Origin of the sequence: Pseudomonas sp. RW3S2 (assembly GCF_014268955.1) — a bacterium.
Taxonomy (GTDB): domain Bacteria; phylum Pseudomonadota; class Gammaproteobacteria; order Pseudomonadales; family Pseudomonadaceae; genus Aquipseudomonas; species Aquipseudomonas wayambapalatensis.
Genome location: NZ_JABWRM010000001.1, coordinates 363879 through 386535 on the forward strand (window position 1 = coordinate 363879; position 22657 = coordinate 386535).

Sequence of the window (22657 nt, forward strand, 5' to 3'; positions counted from 1 at the left end):
TCTGTCGTTGCCTGGTGCCCGCCCGCGAGTGCCCGACCGGTGCGTCGACAGCTTGCGGAGAACCCCTGATGAGCGAATCCACCGAACGCGACGAACGCCACTTGGCGCGCATGCAGCGCAAAAAAGCGATCATCGACGAACGTATCGCCAACTCCCCCAACGAATGTGGCCTGCTGCTGGTGCTCACGGGCAATGGCAAGGGCAAGAGCAGCTCGGCCTTCGGCATGCTCGCCCGCGCGCTGGGGCATGGCATGCAGTGCGGGGTGGTGCAGTTCATCAAGGGTCGCAACAGCACTGGCGAAGAGCTGTTCTTCCGCCGCTTCCCCAATGAAGTGCGCTACCACGTGATGGGCGAGGGCTTCACCTGGGAAACCCAGGACCGCCAGCGCGACATCGCGGCTGCAGAAGCGGCCTGGGCGGTCTCCCGCCAGTTGCTGCAGGACCCGTCGGTGCAGTTCGTGGTGCTCGACGAGCTGAATATCGCCCTCAAGCACGGCTACCTCGACCTCGACCAGGTGCTCTCGGACATCCAGGCTCGTCCACCGATGCAGCACGTCATCGTCACGGGCCGCGCCGCCAAGCCGGAGATGATCGAGCTGGCCGACACCGTGACCGAGATGGGCATGCTCAAGCACGCCTTCCAGGCCGGTATCCGCGCACAGAAGGGCGTTGAACTGTGAGTCGAGCCACCCGTCATTGCCCAGCGGTGTTGATCGCCGCACCGGCCTCCGGCCAGGGCAAGACCACCGTCACTGCCGCCCTGGCGCGCCTGCACCGCAACCTCGGGCGCAAGGTGCGGGTGTTCAAGTGCGGGCCGGATTTTCTCGACCCGATGATCCTGGAGCGCGCCAGTGGCGCCCCGGTGTATCAGTTGGACATGTGGATGATCGGCGAGCAGGAGAGCCGCCGCCTGTTGTGGGACGCCGCCGCCGAAGCCGACCTGATCCTCATCGAGGGTGTCATGGGGCTGTTCGACGGCACGCCGTCGAGCGCTGACCTGGCGCGGCATTTCGGCGTGCCGGTGCTGGCGGTGATCGATGGCACTGCCATGGCCCAGACCTTCGGGGCCCTGGCCCTGGGGCTGGCGCGCTACCAGCCCGACCTGCCATTCGCTGGCGTGCTGGCCAACCGGGTCGGCAGCCTGCGTCATGCGCAACTGCTCGAAGGCAGCCTGACCGAAGGCTTGCGCTGGTATGGCGGGTTGTCTCGCGAGCGCGGCATCGAATTGCCCAGCCGTCACCTCGGGCTGGTCCAGGCCAGTGAGCTGAACGATCTGGATGCACGCCTGGACGCCGCCGCCGAGGCCTTGGGCGCCAGCTGCGATGCTGCCTTGCCGCCACCGGTGGCCTTTGTCGAGCCACAAACCGTGCACTCGGCCGCAAGCCTGGCCGGTGTGCGCATCGGTGTGGCCCGCGACGAGGCCTTCGCCTTCCTCTATGGCGCCAATCTCGACCTGCTGCGCGATCACGGCGCGGAGCTGGTGTTCTTCTCGCCGTTGCATGATCGCCACCTGCCTGTGGTCGACAGCCTGTATTTGCCTGGCGGCTACCCCGAACTGCATCACCACGCCCTGGCGGCCAACGCGCCGATGCGCGAGGCGATCCGCGGCCATCATGCCGAAGGCAAACCCTTGTTGGCCGAATGCGGCGGCATGCTCTATCTGCTCGATGCCTTGACCGACGTTGCGGGCGAGCGCGCCGAGCTGCTGGGACTGTTGCCCGGCGAAGCCGTGATGCAGAAGCGCCTCGCCGCCTTGGCGCTGCAGGCTGTCGAGTTGCCTGAAGGCACCCTGCGTGGCCATACCTATCACCACTCCCTGACCACCACCGAGCTTGTGCCCATCGCCCGTGGCCTGAGCCCCAATGGCGGACGTGGCAACGAGGCGGTCTATCGTCTGGGGCGCTTGACGGCGTCCTACGTGCACTTCTATTTCCCTTCCAACCCCGAAGCGGCGGTGGCGCTGTTGCGACCATGAACGAACACGCTTTCAGCGAGGCCGAGCGCGCTGCGGTCTACCGCGCGATCGGCGAGCGTCGCGACATGCGCCACTTCATTGGCGGCGACGTGGCGCCTGCGCTGCTTGCCCGGCTGCTGGCCGCCGCGCACCAGGCGCCCAGCGTCGGGTTGATGCAGCCCTGGCGCTTCATTCGGATCAGCCAGCGCGATCTGCGCTTGCGCATCCAGGCGCTGGTGGAGGAAGAGCGGATTCGCACCGCCGAGGCCCTCGGCGAGCGCTCCGATGCATTCATGAAGCTCAAGGTCGAAGGCATCGGCGAGTGCGCCGAGGTGCTGGTTGCCGCCTTGATGGACAAGCGCGAGCCGCACATCTTCGGCCGCCGCACCCTGCCGGAAATGGACCTGGCGTCGATGGCCTGCGCGATCCAGAACCTCTGGCTGGCCGCACGCGCCGAGGGGCTGGGGATGGGCTGGGTGTCGTTGTTCGACCCGCAGGCGCTGGGCGAGCTGCTGGGCATGCCGACTGGGGCCAAGCCGGTGGCGGTGTTGTGCCTGGGGCCGGTGGCGAAATTTTACGAAGCGCCCATGTTGGTGCTGGAAGACTGGGCGCGTGAGCGGCCGCTGAGCGAGATGCTCTACGAGAACCAATGGGGAGAGCGGCCATGAGCATCGCCTTGCTGACCGTCGCCGGTGTGGCGCTGGATGCGCTGTTGGGGGAGCCGCAGCGGCGTCATCCTCTGGTGGCTTTCGGCAACTTCGCCGGGCGTCTGGAGCGGCGCTTGAATGCCGGTGGCCGTGGCTGGCGCAGCCACGGCGTCAGTGCCTGGTTCCTGGCCGTGGTGCCCTTGACCCTGCTGGCGCTGATCCTGTCGTGGCTGCCCTACATCGGTTGGCTGGTGGACGCCCTGGCGCTGTATTGCGCGCTGGGCATGCGCAGCCTGGGCGAGCATGTATTGCCCGTGGCCCAGGCCCTGCGCCAAGGGGATCTGGATGAAGCACGGCGACGGGTAGGCTATCTGGTCAGCCGCGAGACCCGCGAGCTCGACGAGGCTGCCGTGGCCCGCGCCGCCACCGAGTCGGTGCTGGAGAATGGCAGCGATGCGGTGTTCGCCGCGCTGTTCTGGTTCGTCGTGGCCGGTGCGCCGGGCGTGGTGCTGTATCGCCTGAGCAATACCCTGGATGCCATGTGGGGCTATCGCAATGAGCGCTTCGAGCGCTTTGGCTGGGCTGCGGCGCGCATCGACGATGTGCTCAACTTCCTGCCGGCCAGGCTGGTGGCACTGACCTACGCGTTGCTGGGCAAGACCCGCCTGGCCTTGAGGTGCTGGCGCAGCCAGGCGCCACTGTGGGACAGCCCCAACGCGGGCCCGGTGATGGCCGCAGGGGCCGGCGCCCTGGGCGTGGAGCTGGGAGGCCCGGCGGTGTACCACGGCGAGCTGCACGAACGCGCCCGTCTGGGTGAGGGGCCGGTGGCCGATGCCGATGCCATCGAGCGCGGCTGGAGCCTGGTGCAGCGCGGCGTATGGCTGTGGCTGCTGGTGATCTGCACGGGGGCCTGGCTCTATGCTTGAACATGGTGGTCGCCTGCTGCGCGCGATGCGCCAGTACGGTATCGCACGCGAAGACTGGCTCGACCTGTCCAGCGGTATCGCTCCCTGGTCCTTCGCCATCCCACCGATTCCGCTGGATGCCTGGGCGCGCCTGCCCGAGGTCGAGGATGGCCTGGAGCAGGCCGCGCGCGCCTATTACGGTGTCGATGAGCTGCTCGCGGTGGCCGGTTCCCAGGCGGCGATCCAGGCCTTGCCGCACTTGCGCGCGCGCGGGCGTGTTGGCGTGTTGTCGCCGTGCTATGCCGAGCATTCGCACGCCTGGCAGCGCGCCGGGCATGAGCTTGTCGCGCTCGATGACGACCAGGTCGAAGAGGCCCTGGACAGTCTCGATGTGCTGTTGCTGGTCAACCCGAACAATCCGACCGGGCGCTGTGTACCGCGCGAGCGTCTGCTCGCCTGGCACGCTCACCTGGCCCGGCGCGGCGGCTGGCTGGTGGTGGACGAGGCGTTCATGGACAACACCCCGGCACACAGCCTCATCGACCAGAGCGGACGTGCTGGATTGATCGTGCTGCGTTCGTTCGGCAAGTTCTTTGGTCTGGCCGGTGTGCGTCTGGGCTTCGTCATGGCCGAGGCGCCACTGTTGCAGCGCCTGGCCGAGATGCTGGGGCCATGGACGGTCAGCGGCCCGACTCGAATCATCGGCCAGTCGTGCTTCGCCGACCATGCCTCGCAGCAGGCGCAGATCCTGCGCTGCGCCGAAGCCAGCGCACGCCTGGCAGCACTGTTGGCCGAGTCCGGCTTGCCCGCCACTGGCGCCTGTAACCTGTTCCAGTACCTGCGTGATCCGCGCGCCGCGCAGTTGCATGACTTTCTCGCCCGTCGCGGCATTCTCGTGCGCCTGTTCGAAACGCCTGCCGCCCTGCGCTTTGGCTTGCCCGCCTGTGCGGCGGATGAACAGCGCCTGCGCCAGGCGCTGCAGGACTTCCAGAAGGAATCGGCATGACCACCCTTATGGTGCAAGGCACCACCTCCGATGCCGGCAAGAGCACGCTGGTTACCGCCCTGTGCCGCTGGCTGTTGCGCCAGGGTGTCGGCGTGGTGCCGTTCAAGCCGCAGAACATGGCGCTCAACAGCGCGGTGACCGCCGACGGTGGCGAGATAGGCCGCGCCCAGGCGGTGCAGGCCCAGGCCTGCCGGCTGGCGCCGCACACCGACATGAACCCGGTGCTGCTCAAGCCCAACAGCGACACTGGCGCCCAGGTCATCGTCCATGGCCGCGCGGTAACCAGCATGAACGCCGTCGCCTACCACGACTACAAGGCCATCGCCATGCAGGCGGTGCTGGCCTCGCACCAGCGCCTGAGCGCCGCCTACCCGGTGGTGATGGTCGAAGGTGCAGGCTCGCCCGCCGAGATCAACCTGCGCGCCGGCGATATCGCCAACATGGGGTTTGCCGAGGCAGTGGACTGCCCGGTGATCCTGGTGGCCGATATCAACCGTGGGGGCGTTTTCGCCCACCTGGTCGGCACCCTCGAACTGCTGTCGCCCAGCGAGCAGGTGCGGGTGAAGGGGTTTGTCATCAACCGTTTTCGCGGTGACATCGCCTTGCTGCAACCGGGCCTTGACTGGCTCGAGCAGCGTACCGGCAAACCGGTGCTGGGCGTATTGCCCTACGTCACCGACCTGCACCTGGAGGCCGAGGACGGCATTGACCGGCGCCAGTCGCTCAAGGGCGATCGTGTGCTCAAGGTGATCGTTCCGGTGTTGCCGCGCATCAGCAACCACACCGACTTCGACCCGCTGCGCCTGCACCCGCAGGTGGACTTGCAGTTCATCGGACCCGGCCAGCCGATCCCGCCTGCCGACCTGATCATCCTGCCCGGCTCCAAGAGCGTGCGCGGTGACCTGGCGCAATTGCGCGAGCGCGGCTGGGACAGCGCCATTGCCCGCCACCTGCGTTATGGTGGCAAGCTCATCGGCATCTGTGGCGGGCTGCAGATGCTCGGGCGCCAGGTGCACGACCCGCTCGGGCTGGAAGGGCCGGCGGGTTCGAGCGCTGGGCTGGGCCTGTTCGACTACGCCACGGTGCTGGAAGCCGAAAAGCAGCTGCGCAATGTCGCAGGCGTGCTGAGCCTCGAGCAGGCATCGGTGTCGGGCTACGAGATCCACGCAGGTGTCACCCAGGGGCCTGCGCTGGAGCAGCCCGCGATGATGCTCGCAGACGGCCGTGCCGATGGCGCGATCAGCGCCGACGGGCAGATACTCGCCACTTATCTGCATGGCCTGTTCGAGGGTAGCCAGTCGTGCGCCGCGCTGCTTCGCTGGGCCGGGCTGGATGACGTCGAGGTGGTCGATTACGAGGCATTGCGCGAGCGCGATATCGAGCGTCTGGCCGACCTCATCGAGCAGCACCTGGACACTGCGCAGTTGCGCGCCTTGTGTGGAGTCGCCTGAGATGCGCAACCTGATCCTCGGTGGTGCCCGCTCGGGCAAGAGCCGCCTGGCCGAGCAACTGGCTGCGGCCAGTGGTTTGCCGGTCACCTACATCGCCACCAGCGAGCCGCTGGACGGCGAGATGAATGAACGCGTGCGCCTGCACCGCGAGCGTCGGCCTTCTGACTGGGGGCTGATCGAAGAGCCTCTGGCCTTGGCCCGCGTGCTGCGTGCCGAAGCCGACCAAGGGCGCTGCCTGCTGGTGGATTGCCTGACCCTGTGGTTGACCAATCTGCTGATGCTCGACGACGAGCAACGCCTGGCCGAGGAGCGTGACGCGCTGCTCGACTGCCTGGGTAGCCTGCCGGGCACGCTGATCCTGGTCAGCAACGAAACCGGCCTGGGCGTGGTGCCCATGGGCGAGCTGACCCGTCGTTACGTCGACCTGGCCGGCTTGCTGCACCAGGCCGTGGCCGAACGCTGTGAGCGCGTGGTGCTCACGGTTGCCGGCCTTCCTCTCATGCTCAAAGGACCTGCTCTATGAATACCACCTGGTGGCTCGATGCCTGCCAACCCCTCGACAACGACGCCATGGAGCAGGCGCGCAGCCGTCAGCAGCAACTGACCAAACCCGCCGGATCGCTGGGTCAGCTGGAAGCCCTGGCGATTACCCTGGCCGGCCTGCAAGGTCGTGAGCGTCCGAACCTCGAGCGCGTGGCAATCGGCCTGTTTGCCGGTGACCATGGCGTGGTGGAGGAGGGTATCTCCGCCTATCCCCAGGCAGTGACTGGCCAGATGTTGCGCAATTTCGTCGGCGGTGGCGCGGCGATCAGCGTGCTGGCGCGTCAACTGGAGGCGACGCTGGACGTGGTCGACCTGGGGACCATCGACCCCGAACTACAACTGCCGGGCGTGCATCACCTGCGCCTGGGTACCGGTACTGCCAACTTCGCCCGTCAGCCAGCGATGACCGACGCGCAACTGCGCGCCGCGCTCGCGGCCGGGCGCGACAGTGCCTTGCGTGCAGCAGAGCAGGGCGCGCAGTTGTTCATCGGTGGCGAGATGGGCATTGGCAACACCACGGCAGCGGCGGCCCTGGCCAGTGCGTTGCTCGGGTGCCCGGCCAATGCCCTGAGCGGCCCGGGTACCGGGCTCGACAGTGCCGGGGTACGGCACAAGGCCGAGGTGATCGAGCGTGCCCTGACATTGCACGGCCTGCAGGACGGCGACCCGTTGCGGGCATTGGCCTGCGTCGGTGGTTTCGAGATCGCCGCGCTGGCGGGGGCGTACCTGGCCTGCGCGCAGGAAGGGGTAGCGGTGCTGGTCGACGGCTTCATCTGCAGCGTGGCGGCCTTGGTTGCCGTGCGCCTCAATCCGCAGTGCCGCCAGTGGCTGCTGTTCGCCCACCAAGGCGCCGAGCCTGGGCATCGGGCCTTGCTCGAGGCGCTGCAGGCAGAACCGCTGCTGGCCCTCGGGATGCGCCTGGGCGAGGGCAGCGGTGCTGCGCTGGCGGTTCCTTTGATGCGTCTGGCCTGCGCGCTGCACGGTCAGATGGCGACCTTCGCCGAAGCGGCGGTCGCGGATCGCCCGGCATGATCCTCGATCTGCTGCGCCATGGTGAGACCGAACTGGGCGGCGGCCTGCGCGGCAGCCTGGACGACGCCCTGACCGCGCAGGGCTGGGCGCAGATGCGTACGGCTGTCGAGAAGGGTGGGCCCTGGGACGTGCTGGTCAGTTCGCCCTTGCAGCGTTGTGCACGTTTCGCCGACGAGCTGGGCGCAGGTCTCCAACTGCCGGTGCAGCTCGAAGCGGGTGTACGCGAGCTGCACTTTGGCGAGTGGGAAGGACGCAGCGCGGCGCAGATCATGCAGACCGAAGCTGACGCCTTGGGGCTGTTCTGGGCTGACCCTTACGCCTTCACGCCGCCTGCAGGCGAGCCGGTTGCCGACTTCGCCGAGCGCGTGCTGGCCGCGATCGAAACCCTGGCCCGGCAACACTCGGGCAAGCGCGTGCTGCTGGTGACCCACGGCGGTGTCATGCGCTTGTTGCTGGCGCGTGCCCGTGGCCTGCCGCGTGAGCAGTTGCTGCAGGTCGAGGTGGGGCACGGTGCGTTGGTACGTCTGGCGCTGCAGGCTGACGGCCAGTTGCGTGAGGTAGCCTGATGCTGCCGTTCTGGATTGCCCTGCAGTTTCTCAGCAGCCTGCCGGTAAGCCTGCCGGGCATGCCGGAGCCGCGGCAGATGGGCCGCTCGCTGCTGTTCTACCCCGCCGTCGGGTTACTGTTCGGCCTGCTGCTGTGGGCTGCCAGCGCGCTGCTGCTGGGGGCAGCGGCACCGTTGCAGGCGGCATTGCTGCTGACCTTGTGGGTGCTGCTCAGTGGCGCCCTGCACCTGGATGGCCTGGCCGACAGTGCCGATGCCTGGCTGGGTGGCTTCGGCGACCGCGAGCGCACCTTGCAGATCATGAAAGACCCGCGCAGTGGCCCGATTGCCGTGGTCACCCTGGTGCTGGTGCTGCTGTTGAAGTTCTGCGCCTTGTGGGTGCTGGTCGAGCGTGGCGCGGGTGCCTGGTTGGTTCTGGCGCCAGTGGTCGGGCGGGCTGCGATGCTCGGTTTGTTCCTCTGCACACCTTATGTGCGTGCGGGGGGGCTGGGCTCGGCACTGGCCGAACACCTGCCCAGGCGTGCGGCAGGCTGGGTGCTGCTGGGCAGTGCGCTGGGCTGTCTGGTGCTGGGTGGCTGGCTGGGGCTGTGGCTGCTTCTGGTGGCAGCGCTGGTCTTTGCGTTCTTGCGGCGGCAGATGTGCCGCCGGTTGGGCGGGACCACCGGTGACACTGCAGGTGCACTGCTGGAACTGCTGGAGTTGACGGTGGTATTGGGGCTGGCACTTTTGTATTGATACCCGGGCAAATTCGGAATCTGCCTTCAATCATTGTGGAAATTTCCCAGTGTTTGCAGGGTTACGCTCGGCTTCCTTCCGTGCCCTGGGGTAATCTCCGATGCTCTACCGTCTGCTTGTCGGCCTGTTGTTACTGGTGCCGCTAACGGCTCCAGCAGCTGATCTGATCGATTTCTGGGGCACACCGCGCCACGGTGGTAACAGTTTCAACCGCCTGCCGCCCGAGCAAGCTTACTTCGACGCCCTGCAAGCCTACGGTGCGACCTGGGTGCGGCTTTCGTACGACAAATGGAAGCCGGCCGGCAGGGATTTCCTGTTGGGCGACGCCGACAACTACACAGAGCTTGTCCAGGCAGATCTGGACACACTGAAACAGGTGCTGGATCGCGCTCAGCGTGCAGGCCTGAAAGTGGTCATCGCACCGCTTTCGCTGCCGGGCATGCGCTGGTCGCAGAACAATCAGGGGCATTTCGATGATCGGCTGTGGCAGGACAAGCGCTACTGGGTTCAGTCCGCGGCCTTCTGGCGGGACCTGGCGCAGGCATTGAAAGGCCATCCCGCTGTCGCAGCCTATAACCTGGTCAATGAGCCCGCCCCGGAAAAGCAGGGTGGTCTGCCGGAGCATGCCTCGCAGGAGCAGATGAAAGCCTGGTATGCGCGGCAGCAGGGCGGGCCGCGTGATCTGCCGGCACTGTCTGCCAAGCTGCTGGCAGCGATCCGGGCAGTGGACGACAAGACCCCGGTGATGGTCGATGCCGGCTGGTATGCCGCGGCCGATGCTTTCGGCTATTGGCCAAGGCCGCTGGCAGATGCGCGTGTGCTCTACAGCGTGCACATGTACGAACCCTACGCTGCCACCAGTGCGCCGAACATGGCGCGCAAGCGGCCGTTCGAATACCCGGGCAGGGTGCCTTTCGCGGGGCGTGACGAGCACTGGGATGCGGCGCGGGTAGCACAGTACCTGCAACTTCCGCTGCAATGGGCCGAGGCCATGCGGGTCCCGCGTTCACGACTGGTGGTCGGCGAGTTCGGCTGTATGCGCCGTCTGCCGGGCTGTCATCGCTACCTGGAGGACGTTCTGGAAGTGCTCGTGCATGAGCGGCTGCACTGGGCCTTCTACAGTTTTCGCGAGGACAGCTGGGATGGCATGGACTACGAACTGGGCAGCGGCAAGGTGCCGTGGCGCTACTGGAAGGCTATCGACGAGGGCGCGCCCGATCCGCTCGAGCGTAAGGCCGGTGAGGCATTCGAACCGATTCGTCGGCGTTTGCAGCCATGAGCGAATCGAGAAACTTCTTGCAACATCCCTGGTTGCGGGTATATACACGCTTTCATGTTGACCAGTGAATGCATCTGCACCCACCTGCGTCGTGCCGCCCGCGGGGTGAGCCGACATTACGACGAGGCCCTGGCGGGCTTCGGTATCAATGTCGCGCAGTTTTCCTTGTTGCGTCATCTGCAGCGGCTCGACCAGCCGAGTATCACCAGCCTGGCCGAGGCCATGGGCCTGGACCGCAGCACCTTGGGTCGCAACCTGCGGGTGCTGGAGGCCGATGGGTTGGTGGCGCTTGGCGAGGGCAGCGACCAGCGCAATCGCCTGGTGTGCCTGACCGAGGCTGGCAAGGCGTGCCTGGCTGCCGCACATCCTGCCTGGGAGCAGGCTCAGCTACAGTTGGTCGAGCATCTGGGCGAGGAGCAGCGCGATGAACTGGTTCGCTTGTTGGAGCGTTTGGCCTGAAATGTGCCCTATAAAGCGGGTATATACCCGCACAAACCTTGCGATGGCTAGGAGACAACAACAATGACTTCCGTTTGGCGAACCAGTGGCTGGGTGCTGCTCGGGGCGGCGCTGATCCTGGCGCTGTCGCTGGGTGTGCGGCATGGCTTCGGCCTGTTCCTGGCCCCCATGAGCGCCGATTTTGGCTGGGGGCGTGAAGTCTTCGCCTTCGCCATCGCCCTGCAGAACCTGATCTGGGGATTGGCCCAGCCGTTCGCCGGCGCGCTGGCCGATCGCCTGGGCGCGGCGCGGGTGGTGATCATTGGCGGCATTCTCTACGCTGCCGGCCTGGTACTGATGGGCATGGCCGATTCGATCTGGTCGTTGTCGCTGAGTGCTGGCTTGCTGATCGGCATCGGGCTGTCCGGTACCTCGTTCTCGGTGATCCTCGGCGTGGTTGGCCGTGCGGTGCCGCCGGAAAAACGCAGCATGGCCATGGGGATTGCCAGCGCGGCGGGATCGTTCGGCCAGTTCGCCATGCTGCCGGGTACGCTTGGGCTGATCCAGTGGCTGGGCTGGTCGGCAGCGCTGCTGGTACTGGGTCTGATGGTGGCGCTGATCGTGCCTTTCGTCGGGCTGCTGCGCGATCGGCCACTGCCCAGCCAGGGCGGCGAGCAGACGCTGGCCCAGGCACTGCGCGAGGCGTGCTCGCATTCCGGTTTCTGGCTGCTGGCACTGGGCTTTTTCGTCTGCGGTTTCCAGGTGGTGTTCATCGGTGTGCACCTGCCGGCCTATCTGGTCGACCAGCACTTGCCAGCGACCATCGGCACCACGGTGCTGGCACTGGTCGGGTTGTTCAACATCGTTGGCACCTACACTGCCGGCTGGCTGGGCGGACGCATGTCCAAGCCGCGTCTGCTGACTAGCCTCTATCTGTTGCGGGCGGTGGTGATCGTGCTGTTCCTGTGGGTACCGGTGACCGAATTCAGCGCCTACCTGTTCGGCATTGCCATGGGCCTGTTGTGGTTGTCGACGGTGCCGCTGACCAATGGCACGGTGGCGACCCTGTTCGGTGTGCGCAACCTGTCGATGCTGGGGGGTATCGTGTTCCTCTTCCATCAGCTCGGCGCCTTCCTCGGTGGCTGGCTGGGCGGGGTGGTCTATGACCGCACGGGCAGCTATGACCTGGTCTGGCAGATCTCCATCCTGCTCAGCCTGCTGGCGGCGGCCCTCAACTGGCCGGTGCGCGAACGCCCGGTTGCGCGCCTGCAGGCCACGGCGGCATGAACCGCGCCTTGCTGCGCGGGCTGCTGGTGGCGGGTGCGCTGCTGGTGGTGGCGCTCGCCTGGTGGGGCTGGCATCAGGGCGGATTGGCGTTGATGCAACTGGGCATGGGTGTTTGTTAAGCGCTACCCTGCAAGGCAAGGAATTGTCTTGCAGGAGAACAAGAACATGCTCACTCGTTGGTTCGCGCTACCTTTGCTGGCCCTGACAGTCACTGCTTCCACTTGGGCGGCCGAATGCCCGGCGCTGCTGCAGGGCAGCCTGCCGGAGCTGCGTGGCAAAGGGCAGGTCGAGCTGTGCCAGCGCTACGCCGGCAAGCCGTTGGTGGTGATCAATACCGCCAGTTACTGCGGCTTCGCGCCGCAGTTCGAGGGCCTGGAGGCTACCTACAAGGAGTACCACGAGCAGGGGCTGGAAATGCTCGGCGTCCCCTCCAACGATTTCAAGCAGGAAGATGCCGACAGCGAGAAGACCGCCAAGGTCTGCTACGCCAACTACGGCGTCACCTTCACCATGACCAAGACCCAGCCGGTGCGTGGCAAGGATGCGATCCCGCTGTTCGTCGAGCTGGCAAGGCAGAGCAGTGCACCCAAGTGGAATTTCTACAAGTACGTGGTGGACCGGCGAGGCAAGGTGATCGGCAATTTCTCCAGCCTGACCAAGCCGGATGATCCGGCGTTCCGGGCGGCTATCGAGAAGGCCATTGCGTCGCAGCCTTGATGCAGCGCTTTCTGTTGATGGGCGATCAGTGCGGGTGCACGGTGATTGCCACCAGGCGCATCACCACGGGCCGCACCATCAGCACGCAGACGAACGCCACCGGCATCGCCAACTGATAGGCCTGGAGTACTTTGCGCAAGTAGTCCTGGTCGATGCCGGCCGTTGCAGCAGTGATCACGAAGCACATCAGCATCGCCATGATCGCCGACATGTAGAAGGCGAAGACATAGGGTGTGGCACTGGCGCGCAGCTTGCGACGGCGGGGCTGGGACAAAGGAGTCATGAGGGCGCCTCTTGGTTGAACATGAGAAGCGCAGGTTAACAATGGCCTCCTTTGCGCTGTAGACCCGTCGCGCTGAGTTCTTTATAAAGAGATTCTTACGAATCCCCAGAGCCCGCCATGGATCTGCTCAACGCCATCCGCAGTTTCATCAAGGTCGTCGAGGCCGGCAGCATTGCCGGTGCGGCGCGCGCACTGGGCCTGAGTGCGGCAGCGGTCAGCCAGAACCTGGCACGCCTGGAGGCGCACCTGCAGGTCCGCCTGCTGTCGCGCAGCACCCGCAGCATGGCCCTTACGCCCGCTGGCAGCCAGTATTACAGCCGGGTCAAGCAGGTGGAGCGCGACCTGATCCTGGCCGAGCAAGCGGTCACCACGCCCGATACCGAACCGCAAGGGCGCTTGTGCATTGCCGCCACATCGGCATTCGGGCGCCGTATCCTTGCGCCACTGATTCCCGCTTTCAGTGCACGTTACCCGCTGCTTTCGATAGAAATGGTTGCGAGTGATCGTCGCGTCAATCATGCCCGCGAAGATGTCGATGTCAGCCTGCGTATCACTCCGCAGTTGGAAGACCACTTGCTGGCTCGGCATATCGCCCGTATCCCGTTCGTCTGCTGTGCCTCGCCCGGCTACCTGGCCCAGGCCGGCCGGCCGACCACGCCCGAGGCGTTGCGGGATCACCGCTGCCTGGTGCTGCGTTACCCCGTCGATGGGCGGCTGCTGCGCTGGGGATTCGTGCGGGACGGTATGCGCTTCGAGGCAGAGTTCGGACGCGTGCTGATCAGCGATGACATCGAGGCCCTGGCGGAAATGGCGCTCAACGATGGTGGGGTGACGCGCCTGGCCGAGTTCCTTGTGCGCCCGCACCTGGACAGTGGTCAGTTGGTGCCGTTGTTCGACTCTGCCCAGCCCGGTGAGGCGTATGCGCAGACCGAACCGATGGATGTGTTTCTGTGCGTGGCTGATCGCTTTGCCATGACCGCCAAGGTGCGCGTGTTCATGGAGTATCTGCAGGCGAGCCTTGGGGAGAGCTGGCGCGTGCAGGCATGAAAAAACCGCCACGAGGGCGGTTTTTTCATGCAGGTCGAACCTACTCAGAAGCGGTAGGTGAGCGAAGCTCCGATACCGTGAGCGCTGTTCTCGTACTTGGCCTGGTAAGTGCCTTTGGTGGCGCTGGCCAGGTTCACCTTGGTGTCCTCTTCCCACAGGTAGGAGTAGGCCACGTCGATGGTCACGTCGTCGGTCGGGCTGTAGCCGGCACCCAGGCTGAAGATCTTGCGATCGCCAGTAGGGATGCGCGGAGAGCGGTCGTGGTTGTTGGTCGGCGACTGGTCGACGGTGAAACCGGTACGCAGGGTCCACTCCTTGTTCACCTTGTACGAGGCACCGATGGCGTGAGCCCAGGTGTCGTGCCAGTTCTGCTCTTCGCTGATGGTGCCGAACTGGCCGGCCAGCGGGGCAGGGACGTCGTTGGTGACGGTGATGTCTTTCAGGCGGCTCCAACGGGTCCAGGTGCTGCCTGCGTACAGGGTCCACTGGTCGTCGAGTTCGTGGGTGACCGAGAAGTCTACCGACTCGGGCGTCTTGATCTTCAGGTCGGCGTCGAACTTGCTGCCGCTGAACGGGCCGATCAACGCGTTGTTGATCTTGGTCTTGCCTTCGAGCTTGTAGTCGACCATCGAGTGGTAGGTCAGGCCGAGGCGGGTACGGTCGGTGGCCTGTACCAGGATACCGATGTTGTAGCCTACGGCGGTGTCATCACCCTTGATCTTCACTTCGCCATCGTTGCGGCCAGGGGAGCGTGGGTTGATGGTGCTCGAGCCCAGCTCGCCCTTGATGCGGTTGATGGTCGGGCCGAAACCGATCGACACCTTGTCGTTGAAGGCGTAGCTGACGGTCGGCTGGAAGGTGACCACTTCGACGTGGCTTTTCTTGCCCCAGTAGCGCGCCGCGTGGTTGCTGCCGTAGTCGGTGACCAGGCCGAAGGGCACGTAGACGCCGAAGCCCAGGCTCCAGTGATCATCGATTGGCTTGACGTAGTAGCCCATGGGCACGCCCACGAACGGCACCATGTCACCGTCCATTTTCCCGCCCAGGTTGCTGCCGCGGCCGGAAATGTCGGTCTTGGCGATGACGGCTGCGCCGCCTACGGTGATCTGTTCGCGCTTGAGGCGCGACATGCCGGCAGGGTTTCCGTAAATGGTGCTGGCATCGTCGGCAGAGGAAGAACGACCCGCAAAACCTGTCCCCATGCCACTGACGCTTTGTTCGTTGAGGGCGAAGCCGCTGGCGAACAGTTGGCTGGAAGCGAGCGCGATCGCGACGCCGAGAGAGGTTTTGAGCATGACTGTTTTCATTATTAGAACTCCTTGGGATCTCCGGGGCGAAAAGCTACCAACAAATCACGCACTACGCCATAGCCTGTATCGGCGGAGATAGAGTGGTTTTGTAGGACAATCCGACCAAAATTCCCTTTTTTCCGGTTTGTGCGTAGGACAGTTCTTAAGATGCCTGGGACATTATCGGATTTACCCAGCAGTGCCAGGCTTGGGTGAAATCACGCAGGCGTCCCTGGGGGTGGAATGTCTGTCGCCAGATTCGCGCCAGACCCAGAAGATCGTCGGCGGCGGGTAGAGGGGTGGCCTGTTCTTCGATGAGCATCCAGGCAATGGCGGTGGCATAGCGCAGGTTGACCGTCAGCTCCAGGTGCGGGCCGCCAAGGAAGGCATGCTGGCTGGCAAGCCCGCGTACCAGGCTTGCCAGCTCGGGGTCGCGGGCCAGGTAGTCGTCCCAGAGGGTCTGATGGCGCGTCTCGCCGATCCTGTACAGGCCGTGACCGCGACGGTCGTGCAGGGCCGCTCCAAGGCTGGACTGGCTGGCGGCGACCCCCAACAGCAAGGCTTCAGCGCTCGCGCTGTGGCGATCCAGGTAGATCAGCGTGGGGCGGATCACATATTGGCTCAACTCGTTCGCAGCGATACCCATAATGCCCTCGAACTGTCAGGGGCCGACGGGCGCTGGAGCTTGGCAGCTAATGGATGATCAGGCCCGCCGGAAGCGGCTCGCACCGCTCGAGTTGAAGTGTAGTGTGATAATCATGGTGTAAAGGGCTGTTTTTAAATCGATTGCTGCCGCAGCGCCTGCGCTATATGCCTTGTGGCAATTAAGCAAAGAGCGTTTCGGGCAGCGATCAGGGTCGCTCATTCATGGGGTGAATCCTCACCCATTCATTCATGCGACCAGCGACTGGCGGGTGCGATCGATTACCGCCTGCAGCGGCTCTGCACGGGTGTAGTGCTCTGGATACAGGCGCTCGGTGTGACAGGCCACGCCGTGTTCGTCGACCAGGGTGAAGCTGAAGCTGCCCTTTCGAGGGGCAACGATGAGGCACTTCAGTGGGGCGAAGGCCTGAGAAAGCGTGCCGAAGGCGCGCTGGATCTGATGGTGATTAGTCATTTTTTTAGATTTCCTGCTCAAGACACGGGTTTCGATCCGTGCACAATAGAAACGTTCCGGTGACGCCTTTATTAAGGGAGGCGAAAAACCTGACCGGAACAGAGCAGCCAGAGGTAGCGCAAGCACAAGTAAGGCGCCGGGCTGACTGGTAGGTACTTCGGAAGGCGGGCAGCATCCCGCGGACCAGGTTCTAGGCCGCTGGGTGAAGATCCCGATCAATCTGTCATTAGGTGATTCGTGCTGGAGCGGCTGTTGCCGTCGAGGGAATCATCGAGTGGGCCGGTCCTGGTTTCAGCGGTGCTACCCGGGGAGGGTGGCAATTCGCAAGGACATTGTGGCCAGAATTGACTTTCAGCTTGGTACTAACGAAGGCCACACTACTGGAAGGATTGCCGAATGGCAAGCCCTTTTTGATTTTTCTTCAGCGAAGCCGATCATTATCTCTGTTCGCGGGGCTTCTGTGAAGAGGGCGCGATGCCGTGAAATGGCGCGGTTTTTTCTTCGTGGTGCAAGCCCGGGCACTTCGTTGGTGCACTTGTGCACACTTGGAGTATGACTTGTAACCGTTCTGCAACAAGCTCCCCGGACTCCGCCAATGACTTGACTGAGCCCTTAAGTCAATGAAAAAAAACACTTATTTTGGCTGGTGAAAAAATCGTCAGTTTGACTGTAAGCCCCATTCCACAGGGGTTTGCGGGCGCCAAGGGGGGGTTGTCCACCGAGTTATCCACAGGTTCTGTGGATTGTCCCTAGGGCTTGCTCTAGGACGGGCGTGCCAGCTGTTTTCAGAAGCGTCCGACACTGCGCCGAGGAAAATACCCACGACCTTTCTCTGGGGTGAAAACGTCAAGAAAAGAACCATGAAATATTTTTTCCCCACGCCCCAAGGTTGCACCGGGCCTTTGTCGAAAAAAAGGAGTAGAGTGGCGCGCCTTTCGAATCACCATCGCTGTTGTCATGAATTTTCGTGGTAAATCCCCCGCCGTTGCGCCATTGGTTTCCCCCAAGCGCTTTTCCCTGAAAGTGGCCCTGTGGCTGCTCGACAACCCGCGCCTGGGCGACAAGCCCAGCGTCAAGCACCTTGCGGGGCGTATGCTCAAACAACCCGCCCGGCAAGGCGTGGTGGTGGCGCAGAGTCGCCTGGGGCAGATGCTCTGCCGTGACTGCGGCACTGCGCGGGATCGGCGTATCGGCCACGAGCTGCTGCGCCAGGCCGCCCGCGCAGGCGATAGCCGGGCTCAGCTCGAATATGGCCGGTTGTGTCAGGCGCAGGACCCCGAGCAAGCGCGGTACTGGCTGGAGTTGGCGGCAGGGCAGGGTTCGCAGGAGGCGCGGCGGCTGCTTGGGCTGCTGCCTTCGCTGCGATAGCACCGGCAAAAAACCTGTAAGCTGCGCACAATCTAAGCGTTGACCGGAGCAAGCATGGCAGTGGACCTGGCCAGTATTCTATTGGGCATCGTGGCTGCCGCGGTGCCATGTCTGGGGTGGGTGTTGCAGCTCCAGCGTCGGCTCGCTGCCCGCCAGGCCGAAACCGGCCTGATGCAGGAACGCCTGAGTGCCGCGCAGTTGGCCCAGGCCGGCCTGCAGGCGCAGCTCGAGGCCAGTCGCGACGAGATCAGCGACCTCAGCGAAGCCAACAGCCACAAACAGGCGACGCTCGCCGCGCAGAACCGCGAACTGGAACTGTTGCAGATCGATCGCGACAACGCCCGCGATGCTGCCCATGCCTGGAACCTGGAGCGCGCCACCCGCGAAGCCGAACTGCGTCGCCTGGAGGCCCAGGCCGCACGCCTGGACGCCGAACTGCGCGAGCAGCAGGAAAGCCACGCCCAGCGCCTGGACGACTTGCAGGAAGCCCGCGATACCCTGCGTGCCCAGTTCGCCGAGATGGCCACCAAGATTTTCGACGAGCGCGAGCAGCGCTTCGCCCAGACCAGCCAACAGCACCTGGGGCAATTGCTCGATCCGCTCAAGGAGCGCATCCAGGCCTTCGAAAAGCGCGTGGAAGAAAGCTATCAGCAGGAGGCCCGCGAGCGCTTCTCGCTGGGCAAGGAGCTTGAGCGCCTGCAGCAACTCAACCTGCGTCTGTCTGATGAGGCCACCAATCTCACCCAGGCGCTCAAGGGCCAGAAGACCCAGGGCAATTGGGGCGAGTTGATTCTCGAGCGGGTACTGGAGCATGCGGGCCTTGAGAAAGGCCGCGAATACCAGACCCAGGTCAGCCTCAAGAGCGCCGATGGCGAGCGTTTCCAGCCCGATGTGCTGATCATGCTGCCGGGGGACAAGCAGGTGGTGGTCGATGCCAAGGTCAGCCTCACCGCCTACCAGCAGTTCGTCTCCGGCAACGACGAGGCGGCGCTCAAACAGCACGTGCAGTCGTTGCGCAGCCACGTCAAAGGCCTCTCCAGCAAGGATTACAGTCGGCTGGATGGCTTGCACAGCCTGGATTTCGTATTGCTGTTCGTGCCCATCGAAGCGGCCTTCTCGGCAGCGCTGCAAGCTGAGCCGGGCCTGTTCCAGGAAGCCTTCGACCGACAGATCGTCATTGTCAGCCCCACCACCTTGCTCGCGACCCTGCGGGTCATCGACAGCTTGTGGAAGCAGGAGCGTCAGGGCCAGAACGCCCGCGAGATCGCCGAGCGTGCGGGTTGGCTGTACGACAAGTTCGTGCTGTTCATCCAGGACCTGGACGAGCTCGGTGCGCGCCTGCAGCAGGTCGACAAGGCCTACGCCGCAGCGCGCAACAAACTGTGTGAAGGGCGTGGCAACCTGATCAGCCGCAGCGAGCAGCTCAAGCTGCTGGGCGCGCGCGCCAGCAAGAGCTTGCCGGCCGACCTGCTGGAGCGGGCGCTGTCGGATGAGGCGCTGGCCGATGCAACGCTTACTGAACCAGGCTCAGATGCCGATTGAGCAAGGCGCGCAGGGCGGCGGGCTTGACCGGCTTGGCCAGGTAGTCCAGCCCGGCGGCATGCACCTGGGCGATGGTTTCGTTGCGCCCGTCGGCACTGATCACCACGCCAGGGACGGGTTCGCCCAGGCGCGTGCGTAGCCAGACCATCAGGCCGATGCCGGTTTCGCCATCGTCCAGGTGGTAGTCCACCAGCGCCAAGTGCGGGCGCATGCCCTTCAATAGCAGCGCCTCGCACTCGGCCTGATTGCGTGCGGTCCAGACCTGGCAGCCCCAGCGCCCGAGCAAGCTGTTCATGCCGATCAGGATGCTGTCTTCGTTGTCCACGCACAGCACCTGCAGCCCGGCGAGCGGCTGCCCGCCCGGTTCCACTGGCGCTGCGGGCGCTGCCACCGGATGCCTGGCGATCGGCACGCTGACCCGGAACACGCTGCCCTTGCCTGGCCATGAGCGCACTTCCAGGCGATGCCCGAGCACCCGGCACAGACCATCGGCGATTGCCAGGCCCAGGCCCAGGCCTTTTTCGGCGCGGGTCTGATGGCTGTCCAGGCGTTTGAACTCCTGGAAGATCACCTGCAGTTTGTCGTCGGCGATGCCCGGACCGCGGTCCCAGACCTCCAGCCAAAGGTGCTCGCCTTCACGCCGAGCACCCAGCAGGATCGGGCTCTTGCCGTAGCGCAGGGCATTGGTGAGGAAGTTCTGCAGCACCCGGCGCAACAGTTTCATGTCGCTGGCGACTTGCAGTCGGCTGCCGCGCAGGCGGAATTCCAGGCCTTTCTCGGCCGCCAGTACCTTGAACTCGGCTCCCAGGGTGTCGAACAGTTCGTTGAGCGCGAAGGGCTTGATGTCGGGGGTGACCTTGCCGTTCTCCAGGCGCGAGATGTCCAGCAGGTCGCTGATCAGCTCCTCGGCCGAGCGCAGCGAGCTGTCCATGTGCTGCACCAGTTGCTGGGCCTCCTCACTCAGGCCCTCGGCTTGTTGCGACAGGGCGGCGGAGAACAGCCGCGCGGCATTCAGCGGTTGCATCAGGTCGTGGCTGACGGCGGCGAGGAAGCGGGTCTTGGACTGGCTGACCGCCTCGGCATGGCTCTTGGCTTCCGACAACGCCTGGTTCAGTTGCGACAGCTCGTGGGTGCGTTCGGCCACGCGTTGCTCCAGCCCCTCGTTGGCGTCCTTGAGCGCCTGCTCGGCTTCGCGGAACGGGGTGATGTCGGTAAAGCTCATGACGAAGCCCCCGCCGGGCATGGGGTTGCCGATCAGTTCGATCACCCGCCCGTTGGGGAACAGCCGTTCGGAGGTGTGCGCCCGGCCCTGGCGCATCCAGTGCAGGCGCCTGGCCACGTGCACCTGCGCCTCGCCCGGGCCGCACAGGCCGCGCTCGGCGTTGTAGCGGATGATGTCGGCGATCGGTCGGCCGACACTGATCAGCCCGTCGGGGTAGTTGAACAGCTCCAGGTAACGACGATTCCACGCCACCAGGTGCAGGTTCTGGTCAACCACACTGATGCCCTGGTTGATGTTCTCGATGGCGCCCTGCAGCAGGGCGCGGTTGAACTGCAGCACCTCGCTGGCTTCGTCGGCGATGCGCACGACGTCTTCGAGCTGCATGTCGCGGCCTTCGATGGCCGCCTTGACCACCGCACGGGTGGAGGAGGTGCCGAGCACGCCGGCAAGCAGGCGCTCGGTGTGTTCGATCCAGTCGCCGTCGGCGTTCTGGTTGGGGTTGAAGCCCTTGCCCTGGCGGTAGGCGAAGCGGATGAAGCTCTGCCGTGCGCGCTCCTCGCCAACGAAGCGCGCGGCGAGGTTGAGCAGGTCGTCGATCTGCACCGCCAGCAGGGTGCGGCTGCTGGGGCGAGCGCTGGTTTGCTGGCCGATGAAACGCCCGGCCTGCCAGTGCTCGGAAACCCGGGTGCGCGAGAGGATCGAGACCCAGGCAAAGAGCATGAAGTTGCCCGCCAGCGACAGCACCACCCCTTGCGTCAGCGGGGTGATCGGCAGGTCCAGCGGGTTGCCGTGCAGCCAGGCAAGGCCGGGGAACAACTGCAGCGACCAGCCCAGGCTATGGGCGGCGATCGGCAGCACCAGGGTGTAGAACCACAGGAAGATGCCTGCGGCGAGGCCAGCGAACACGCCACGGCGGTTGGCCTGCTTCCAGTACAGGGCGCCGAGCATCGCCGGGGTCAGCTGGGTGACCGCGGCGAAGGCGATCTGGCCGATGGTCGCAAGGCTCGCGGTGGAGCCGAGCAGGCGATAGCTGACGTAGGCCAGCAGCAGGATGACCACGATGGTCACCCGGCGCACCGAGAGCATCCAGTGGCGGAAGGCCTCGAACGGGCGTTCGGCGTTGGTGCGTCGCAGCAGCCAGGGCAGCAGCATGTCGTTGGAGACCATGGTCGACAGCGCCACTGCCTCGACGATCACCATGCCGGTAGCGGCCGAAGCACCGCCGATGAAGGCGAGCAGGGCCAGGCTCGGGTGGGCCTCGGCCAGCGGCAGGCTGATGACGAAGGAGTCGGAGATCACCGTGCCCGGCAGCAGCATCTGCCCAGCCAGGGCGATCGGCACCACGAACAGTGCGGCCAGCACCAGGTACAGCGGGAACACCCAGCGCGCCAGGCGCATGTCCTGGGGCTCGATGTTTTCTACCACGGTGACGTGGAACTGCCGTGGCAAGCAAATGATCGCCATCATCGCCACGGCAGTCTGCACCACCATCGATGGCCAGTTGATGGTCTCCTGCCAGTAGTTTTCCAGATGGATCGACTGGCGCGCCTGGCTGAACAGGTCGTCGAAACCGTCGTACAGGTTGAAGACCACGAAGGCGCCGACGGCAAGAAACGCCAGCAGTTTGATCAGTGACTCGAAGGCGATGGCCAGCACCATGCCGCGATGGTGCTCGGTGACATCCAGGCTGCGCGTGCCGAAGACGATGGCGAACAGCGCCAGCACCAGCGACACCACCAGTGCGGTGTCCTGCACCCGGGTGCCGGTGGCGTCGGGGGTGGCGCCGATCAGCAGGTTGACGCCAAGCACGATGCCCTTGAGCTGCAGGGCGATGTAAGGCAGCACGCCGACCAGGCAGATCAGGGCCACCACCACCGCGAGCGTCTGCGACTTGCCGTAGCGGGCGGCAATGAAGTCGGCGATCGAGGTGATGTTCTGCTGCTTGCTGATCAGCACCATCTTCTGCAGCACCCAGGGTGCGAAGATCAGCAACAGCACCGGGCCCAGGTAGATGGGCAGGAACGCCCAGAGCTGCTCGGCCGCCTGGCCGACCGCACCGAAGAACGTCCAGCTGGTGCAGTACACCGCCAGCGACAGGCTGTACACCCAGGCGCGCAGGCGCGGCGGCAACGGCGTGCTGCGACGGTCGCCGTAGAAGGCGATGGCGAACATGATGGCCATATAGGCCAGGGCGACCACGGCGATCAGCCCGCTGGACAACGACATGCAA

General features: G+C 64.9%; 23 protein-coding genes. 18 read left to right on the forward strand and 5 right to left on the reverse strand.

Annotated features, from left to right (window positions below):
* Positions 1 to 68 precede the first annotated feature (68 nt).
* From cobO to HU748_RS01805, 15 genes are all read left to right on the forward strand, one after another.
* Positions 69 to 680 (forward strand): cob(I)yrinic acid a,c-diamide adenosyltransferase, encoded by a 612-nt coding sequence (gene cobO / locus HU748_RS01740; RefSeq protein ID WP_065862217.1) that lies wholly within the window; start codon positions 69 to 71, stop codon positions 678 to 680.
* The gene (locus HU748_RS01745) at positions 677 to 1975 is read left to right on the forward strand and encodes a cobyrinate a,c-diamide synthase (RefSeq protein WP_186667142.1); all 1299 of its coding nucleotides are present in this window, start codon (positions 677 to 679) and stop codon (positions 1973 to 1975) included. Before cobO ends, HU748_RS01745 begins: the two co-directional genes overlap by 4 nt.
* Positions 1972 to 2622: a 5,6-dimethylbenzimidazole synthase gene (bluB, locus tag HU748_RS01750; RefSeq protein WP_186718969.1), complete on the forward strand. Its 651-nt coding sequence runs from the start codon at positions 1972 to 1974 to the stop codon at positions 2620 to 2622. Before HU748_RS01745 ends, bluB begins: the two co-directional genes overlap by 4 nt.
* Positions 2619 to 3527: an adenosylcobinamide-phosphate synthase CbiB gene (cbiB, locus tag HU748_RS01755; RefSeq protein ID WP_186718971.1), complete on the forward strand. Its 909-nt coding sequence runs from the start codon at positions 2619 to 2621 to the stop codon at positions 3525 to 3527. Before bluB ends, cbiB begins: the two co-directional genes overlap by 4 nt.
* Positions 3520 to 4512 (forward strand): threonine-phosphate decarboxylase CobD, encoded by a 993-nt coding sequence (gene cobD, locus HU748_RS01760; RefSeq protein WP_186718973.1) that lies wholly within the window; start codon positions 3520 to 3522, stop codon positions 4510 to 4512. Before cbiB ends, cobD begins: the two co-directional genes overlap by 8 nt.
* Positions 4509 to 5963, forward strand: a complete 1455-nt coding sequence (locus HU748_RS01765) for a cobyric acid synthase (protein WP_186718975.1) — start codon at positions 4509 to 4511, stop codon at positions 5961 to 5963. Before cobD ends, HU748_RS01765 begins: the two co-directional genes overlap by 4 nt.
* A gap of 1 nt (position 5964) precedes the next feature.
* Positions 5965 to 6486: a bifunctional adenosylcobinamide kinase/adenosylcobinamide-phosphate guanylyltransferase gene (cobU, locus tag HU748_RS01770; RefSeq protein WP_186718977.1), complete on the forward strand. Its 522-nt coding sequence runs from the start codon at positions 5965 to 5967 to the stop codon at positions 6484 to 6486.
* Positions 6483 to 7538 (forward strand): nicotinate-nucleotide--dimethylbenzimidazole phosphoribosyltransferase, encoded by a 1056-nt coding sequence (gene cobT / locus HU748_RS01775; protein WP_186718979.1) that lies wholly within the window; start codon positions 6483 to 6485, stop codon positions 7536 to 7538. Before cobU ends, cobT begins: the two co-directional genes overlap by 4 nt.
* Positions 7535 to 8104 carry an alpha-ribazole phosphatase family protein gene (cobC, locus tag HU748_RS01780; RefSeq protein WP_186718981.1) on the forward strand — a complete coding sequence of 190 codons (570 nt, stop codon included), beginning with the start codon at positions 7535 to 7537 and terminating at the stop codon, positions 8102 to 8104. The genes cobT and cobC overlap by 4 nt, the downstream gene beginning before the upstream one ends.
* Positions 8104 to 8838: an adenosylcobinamide-GDP ribazoletransferase gene (locus HU748_RS01785; RefSeq protein ID WP_186718983.1), complete on the forward strand. Its 735-nt coding sequence runs from the start codon at positions 8104 to 8106 to the stop codon at positions 8836 to 8838. The genes cobC and HU748_RS01785 overlap by 1 nt, the downstream gene beginning before the upstream one ends.
* A 166-nt stretch (positions 8839 to 9004) precedes the next feature.
* A complete protein-coding gene (locus tag HU748_RS01790; protein WP_346655452.1) occupies positions 9005 to 10117 on the forward strand; it encodes a cellulase family glycosylhydrolase in 1113 nt (370 codons plus the stop codon).
* A 54-nt stretch (positions 10118 to 10171) separates the two neighbouring features.
* Positions 10172 to 10576, forward strand: a complete 405-nt coding sequence (locus HU748_RS01795; RefSeq protein WP_186711541.1) for a MarR family winged helix-turn-helix transcriptional regulator — start codon at positions 10172 to 10174, stop codon at positions 10574 to 10576.
* Between the two features lie 63 nt (positions 10577 to 10639).
* Complete coding sequence (locus tag HU748_RS01800; RefSeq protein WP_186718987.1) at positions 10640 to 11842, forward strand: MFS transporter; 1203 nt, start codon at positions 10640 to 10642, stop codon at positions 11840 to 11842.
* Positions 11839 to 11961, forward strand: a complete 123-nt coding sequence (locus tag HU748_RS26565) for a hypothetical protein (protein ID WP_272979658.1) — start codon at positions 11839 to 11841, stop codon at positions 11959 to 11961. The genes HU748_RS01800 and HU748_RS26565 overlap by 4 nt, the downstream gene beginning before the upstream one ends.
* Positions 11962 to 12007: 46 nt before the next feature.
* Entirely contained in the window at positions 12008 to 12559 is a 552-nt protein-coding gene (locus tag HU748_RS01805; RefSeq protein WP_186718990.1) for a glutathione peroxidase, read from the forward strand.
* 25 nt (positions 12560 to 12584) lie between these two features.
* On the opposite strand, the gene HU748_RS01810 is transcribed toward HU748_RS01805, so the two are convergent.
* Complete coding sequence (locus tag HU748_RS01810) at positions 12585 to 12842, reverse strand: DUF2798 domain-containing protein (RefSeq protein WP_065862204.1); 258 nt, start codon at positions 12840 to 12842, stop codon at positions 12585 to 12587.
* 117 nt (positions 12843 to 12959) lie between these two features.
* Here HU748_RS01810 and HU748_RS01815 point away from each other — a divergent pair, with 117 nt between their 5' ends.
* A complete protein-coding gene (locus HU748_RS01815) occupies positions 12960 to 13889 on the forward strand; it encodes a LysR family transcriptional regulator (RefSeq protein WP_186718992.1) in 930 nt (309 codons plus the stop codon).
* 44 nt (positions 13890 to 13933) lie between these two features.
* Here the strand turns inward: HU748_RS01815 and HU748_RS01820 are convergent, their stop codons facing one another.
* The 3 genes from HU748_RS01820 to HU748_RS01830 form a co-directional block, all read right to left on the reverse strand.
* The gene (locus HU748_RS01820; RefSeq protein ID WP_063545839.1) at positions 13934 to 15196 is read right to left on the reverse strand and encodes an outer membrane protein transport protein; all 1263 of its coding nucleotides are present in this window, start codon (positions 15194 to 15196) and stop codon (positions 13934 to 13936) included.
* 145 nt (positions 15197 to 15341) lie between these two features.
* The gene (locus HU748_RS01825; protein WP_065862201.1) at positions 15342 to 15824 is read right to left on the reverse strand and encodes a hypothetical protein; all 483 of its coding nucleotides are present in this window, start codon (positions 15822 to 15824) and stop codon (positions 15342 to 15344) included.
* 246 nt (positions 15825 to 16070) lie between these two features.
* A complete protein-coding gene (locus tag HU748_RS01830) occupies positions 16071 to 16295 on the reverse strand; it encodes a hypothetical protein (RefSeq protein ID WP_186667127.1) in 225 nt (74 codons plus the stop codon).
* 957 nt (positions 16296 to 17252) lie between these two features.
* Here HU748_RS01830 and HU748_RS01835 point away from each other — a divergent pair.
* Together HU748_RS01835 and rmuC are read left to right on the forward strand one after the other, a co-directional pair.
* Positions 17253 to 17663 (forward strand): SEL1-like repeat protein, encoded by a 411-nt coding sequence (locus tag HU748_RS01835; RefSeq protein ID WP_186718994.1) that lies wholly within the window; start codon positions 17253 to 17255, stop codon positions 17661 to 17663.
* Positions 17664 to 17831: 168 nt separating this feature from the next.
* A complete protein-coding gene (gene rmuC, locus HU748_RS01840; RefSeq protein WP_186667339.1) occupies positions 17832 to 19205 on the forward strand; it encodes a DNA recombination protein RmuC in 1374 nt (457 codons plus the stop codon).
* Here rmuC and HU748_RS01845 read toward each other — a convergent pair.
* Complete coding sequence (locus HU748_RS01845; protein ID WP_186711370.1) at positions 19177 to 22653, reverse strand: PAS domain-containing hybrid sensor histidine kinase/response regulator; 3477 nt, start codon at positions 22651 to 22653, stop codon at positions 19177 to 19179. The genes rmuC and HU748_RS01845 overlap by 29 nt on opposite strands.
* Positions 22654 to 22657 lie beyond the last annotated feature (4 nt).

Excerpts from the sequence above, each read along its gene's own strand:
- cobO (WP_065862217.1), top strand. The coding sequence starts at position 69 with ATGAGCGAATCCACCGAACGCGACGAACGCCACTTGGCGCGCATGCAG.
- bluB (WP_186718969.1), top strand. The coding sequence starts at position 1,972 with ATGAACGAACACGCTTTCAGCGAGGCCGAGCGCGCTGCGGTCTACCGC.
- cbiB (WP_186718971.1), top strand. The coding sequence starts at position 2,619 with ATGAGCATCGCCTTGCTGACCGTCGCCGGTGTGGCGCTGGATGCGCTG.
- cobD (WP_186718973.1), top strand. The coding sequence starts at position 3,520 with ATGCTTGAACATGGTGGTCGCCTGCTGCGCGCGATGCGCCAGTACGGT.
- HU748_RS01765 (WP_186718975.1), top strand. The coding sequence starts at position 4,509 with ATGACCACCCTTATGGTGCAAGGCACCACCTCCGATGCCGGCAAGAGC.
- cobU (WP_186718977.1), top strand. The coding sequence starts at position 5,965 with ATGCGCAACCTGATCCTCGGTGGTGCCCGCTCGGGCAAGAGCCGCCTG.
- cobT (WP_186718979.1), top strand. The coding sequence starts at position 6,483 with ATGAATACCACCTGGTGGCTCGATGCCTGCCAACCCCTCGACAACGAC.
- cobC (WP_186718981.1), top strand. The coding sequence starts at position 7,535 with ATGATCCTCGATCTGCTGCGCCATGGTGAGACCGAACTGGGCGGCGGC.
- HU748_RS01785 (WP_186718983.1), top strand. The coding sequence starts at position 8,104 with ATGCTGCCGTTCTGGATTGCCCTGCAGTTTCTCAGCAGCCTGCCGGTA.
- HU748_RS01795 (WP_186711541.1), top strand. The coding sequence starts at position 10,172 with ATGTTGACCAGTGAATGCATCTGCACCCACCTGCGTCGTGCCGCCCGC.
- HU748_RS01800 (WP_186718987.1), top strand. The coding sequence starts at position 10,640 with ATGACTTCCGTTTGGCGAACCAGTGGCTGGGTGCTGCTCGGGGCGGCG.
- HU748_RS26565 (WP_272979658.1), top strand. The coding sequence starts at position 11,839 with ATGAACCGCGCCTTGCTGCGCGGGCTGCTGGTGGCGGGTGCGCTGCTG.
- HU748_RS01805 (WP_186718990.1), top strand. The coding sequence starts at position 12,008 with ATGCTCACTCGTTGGTTCGCGCTACCTTTGCTGGCCCTGACAGTCACT.
- HU748_RS01810 (WP_065862204.1), bottom strand. The coding sequence starts at position 12,842 with ATGACTCCTTTGTCCCAGCCCCGCCGTCGCAAGCTGCGCGCCAGTGCC.
- HU748_RS01815 (WP_186718992.1), top strand. The coding sequence starts at position 12,960 with ATGGATCTGCTCAACGCCATCCGCAGTTTCATCAAGGTCGTCGAGGCC.
- HU748_RS01820 (WP_063545839.1), bottom strand. The coding sequence starts at position 15,196 with ATGAAAACAGTCATGCTCAAAACCTCTCTCGGCGTCGCGATCGCGCTC.
- HU748_RS01825 (WP_065862201.1), bottom strand. The coding sequence starts at position 15,824 with ATGGGTATCGCTGCGAACGAGTTGAGCCAATATGTGATCCGCCCCACG.
- HU748_RS01830 (WP_186667127.1), bottom strand. The coding sequence starts at position 16,295 with ATGACTAATCACCATCAGATCCAGCGCGCCTTCGGCACGCTTTCTCAG.
- HU748_RS01835 (WP_186718994.1), top strand. The coding sequence starts at position 17,253 with ATGAATTTTCGTGGTAAATCCCCCGCCGTTGCGCCATTGGTTTCCCCC.
- HU748_RS01845 (WP_186711370.1), bottom strand. The coding sequence starts at position 22,653 with ATGTCGTTGTCCAGCGGGCTGATCGCCGTGGTCGCCCTGGCCTATATG.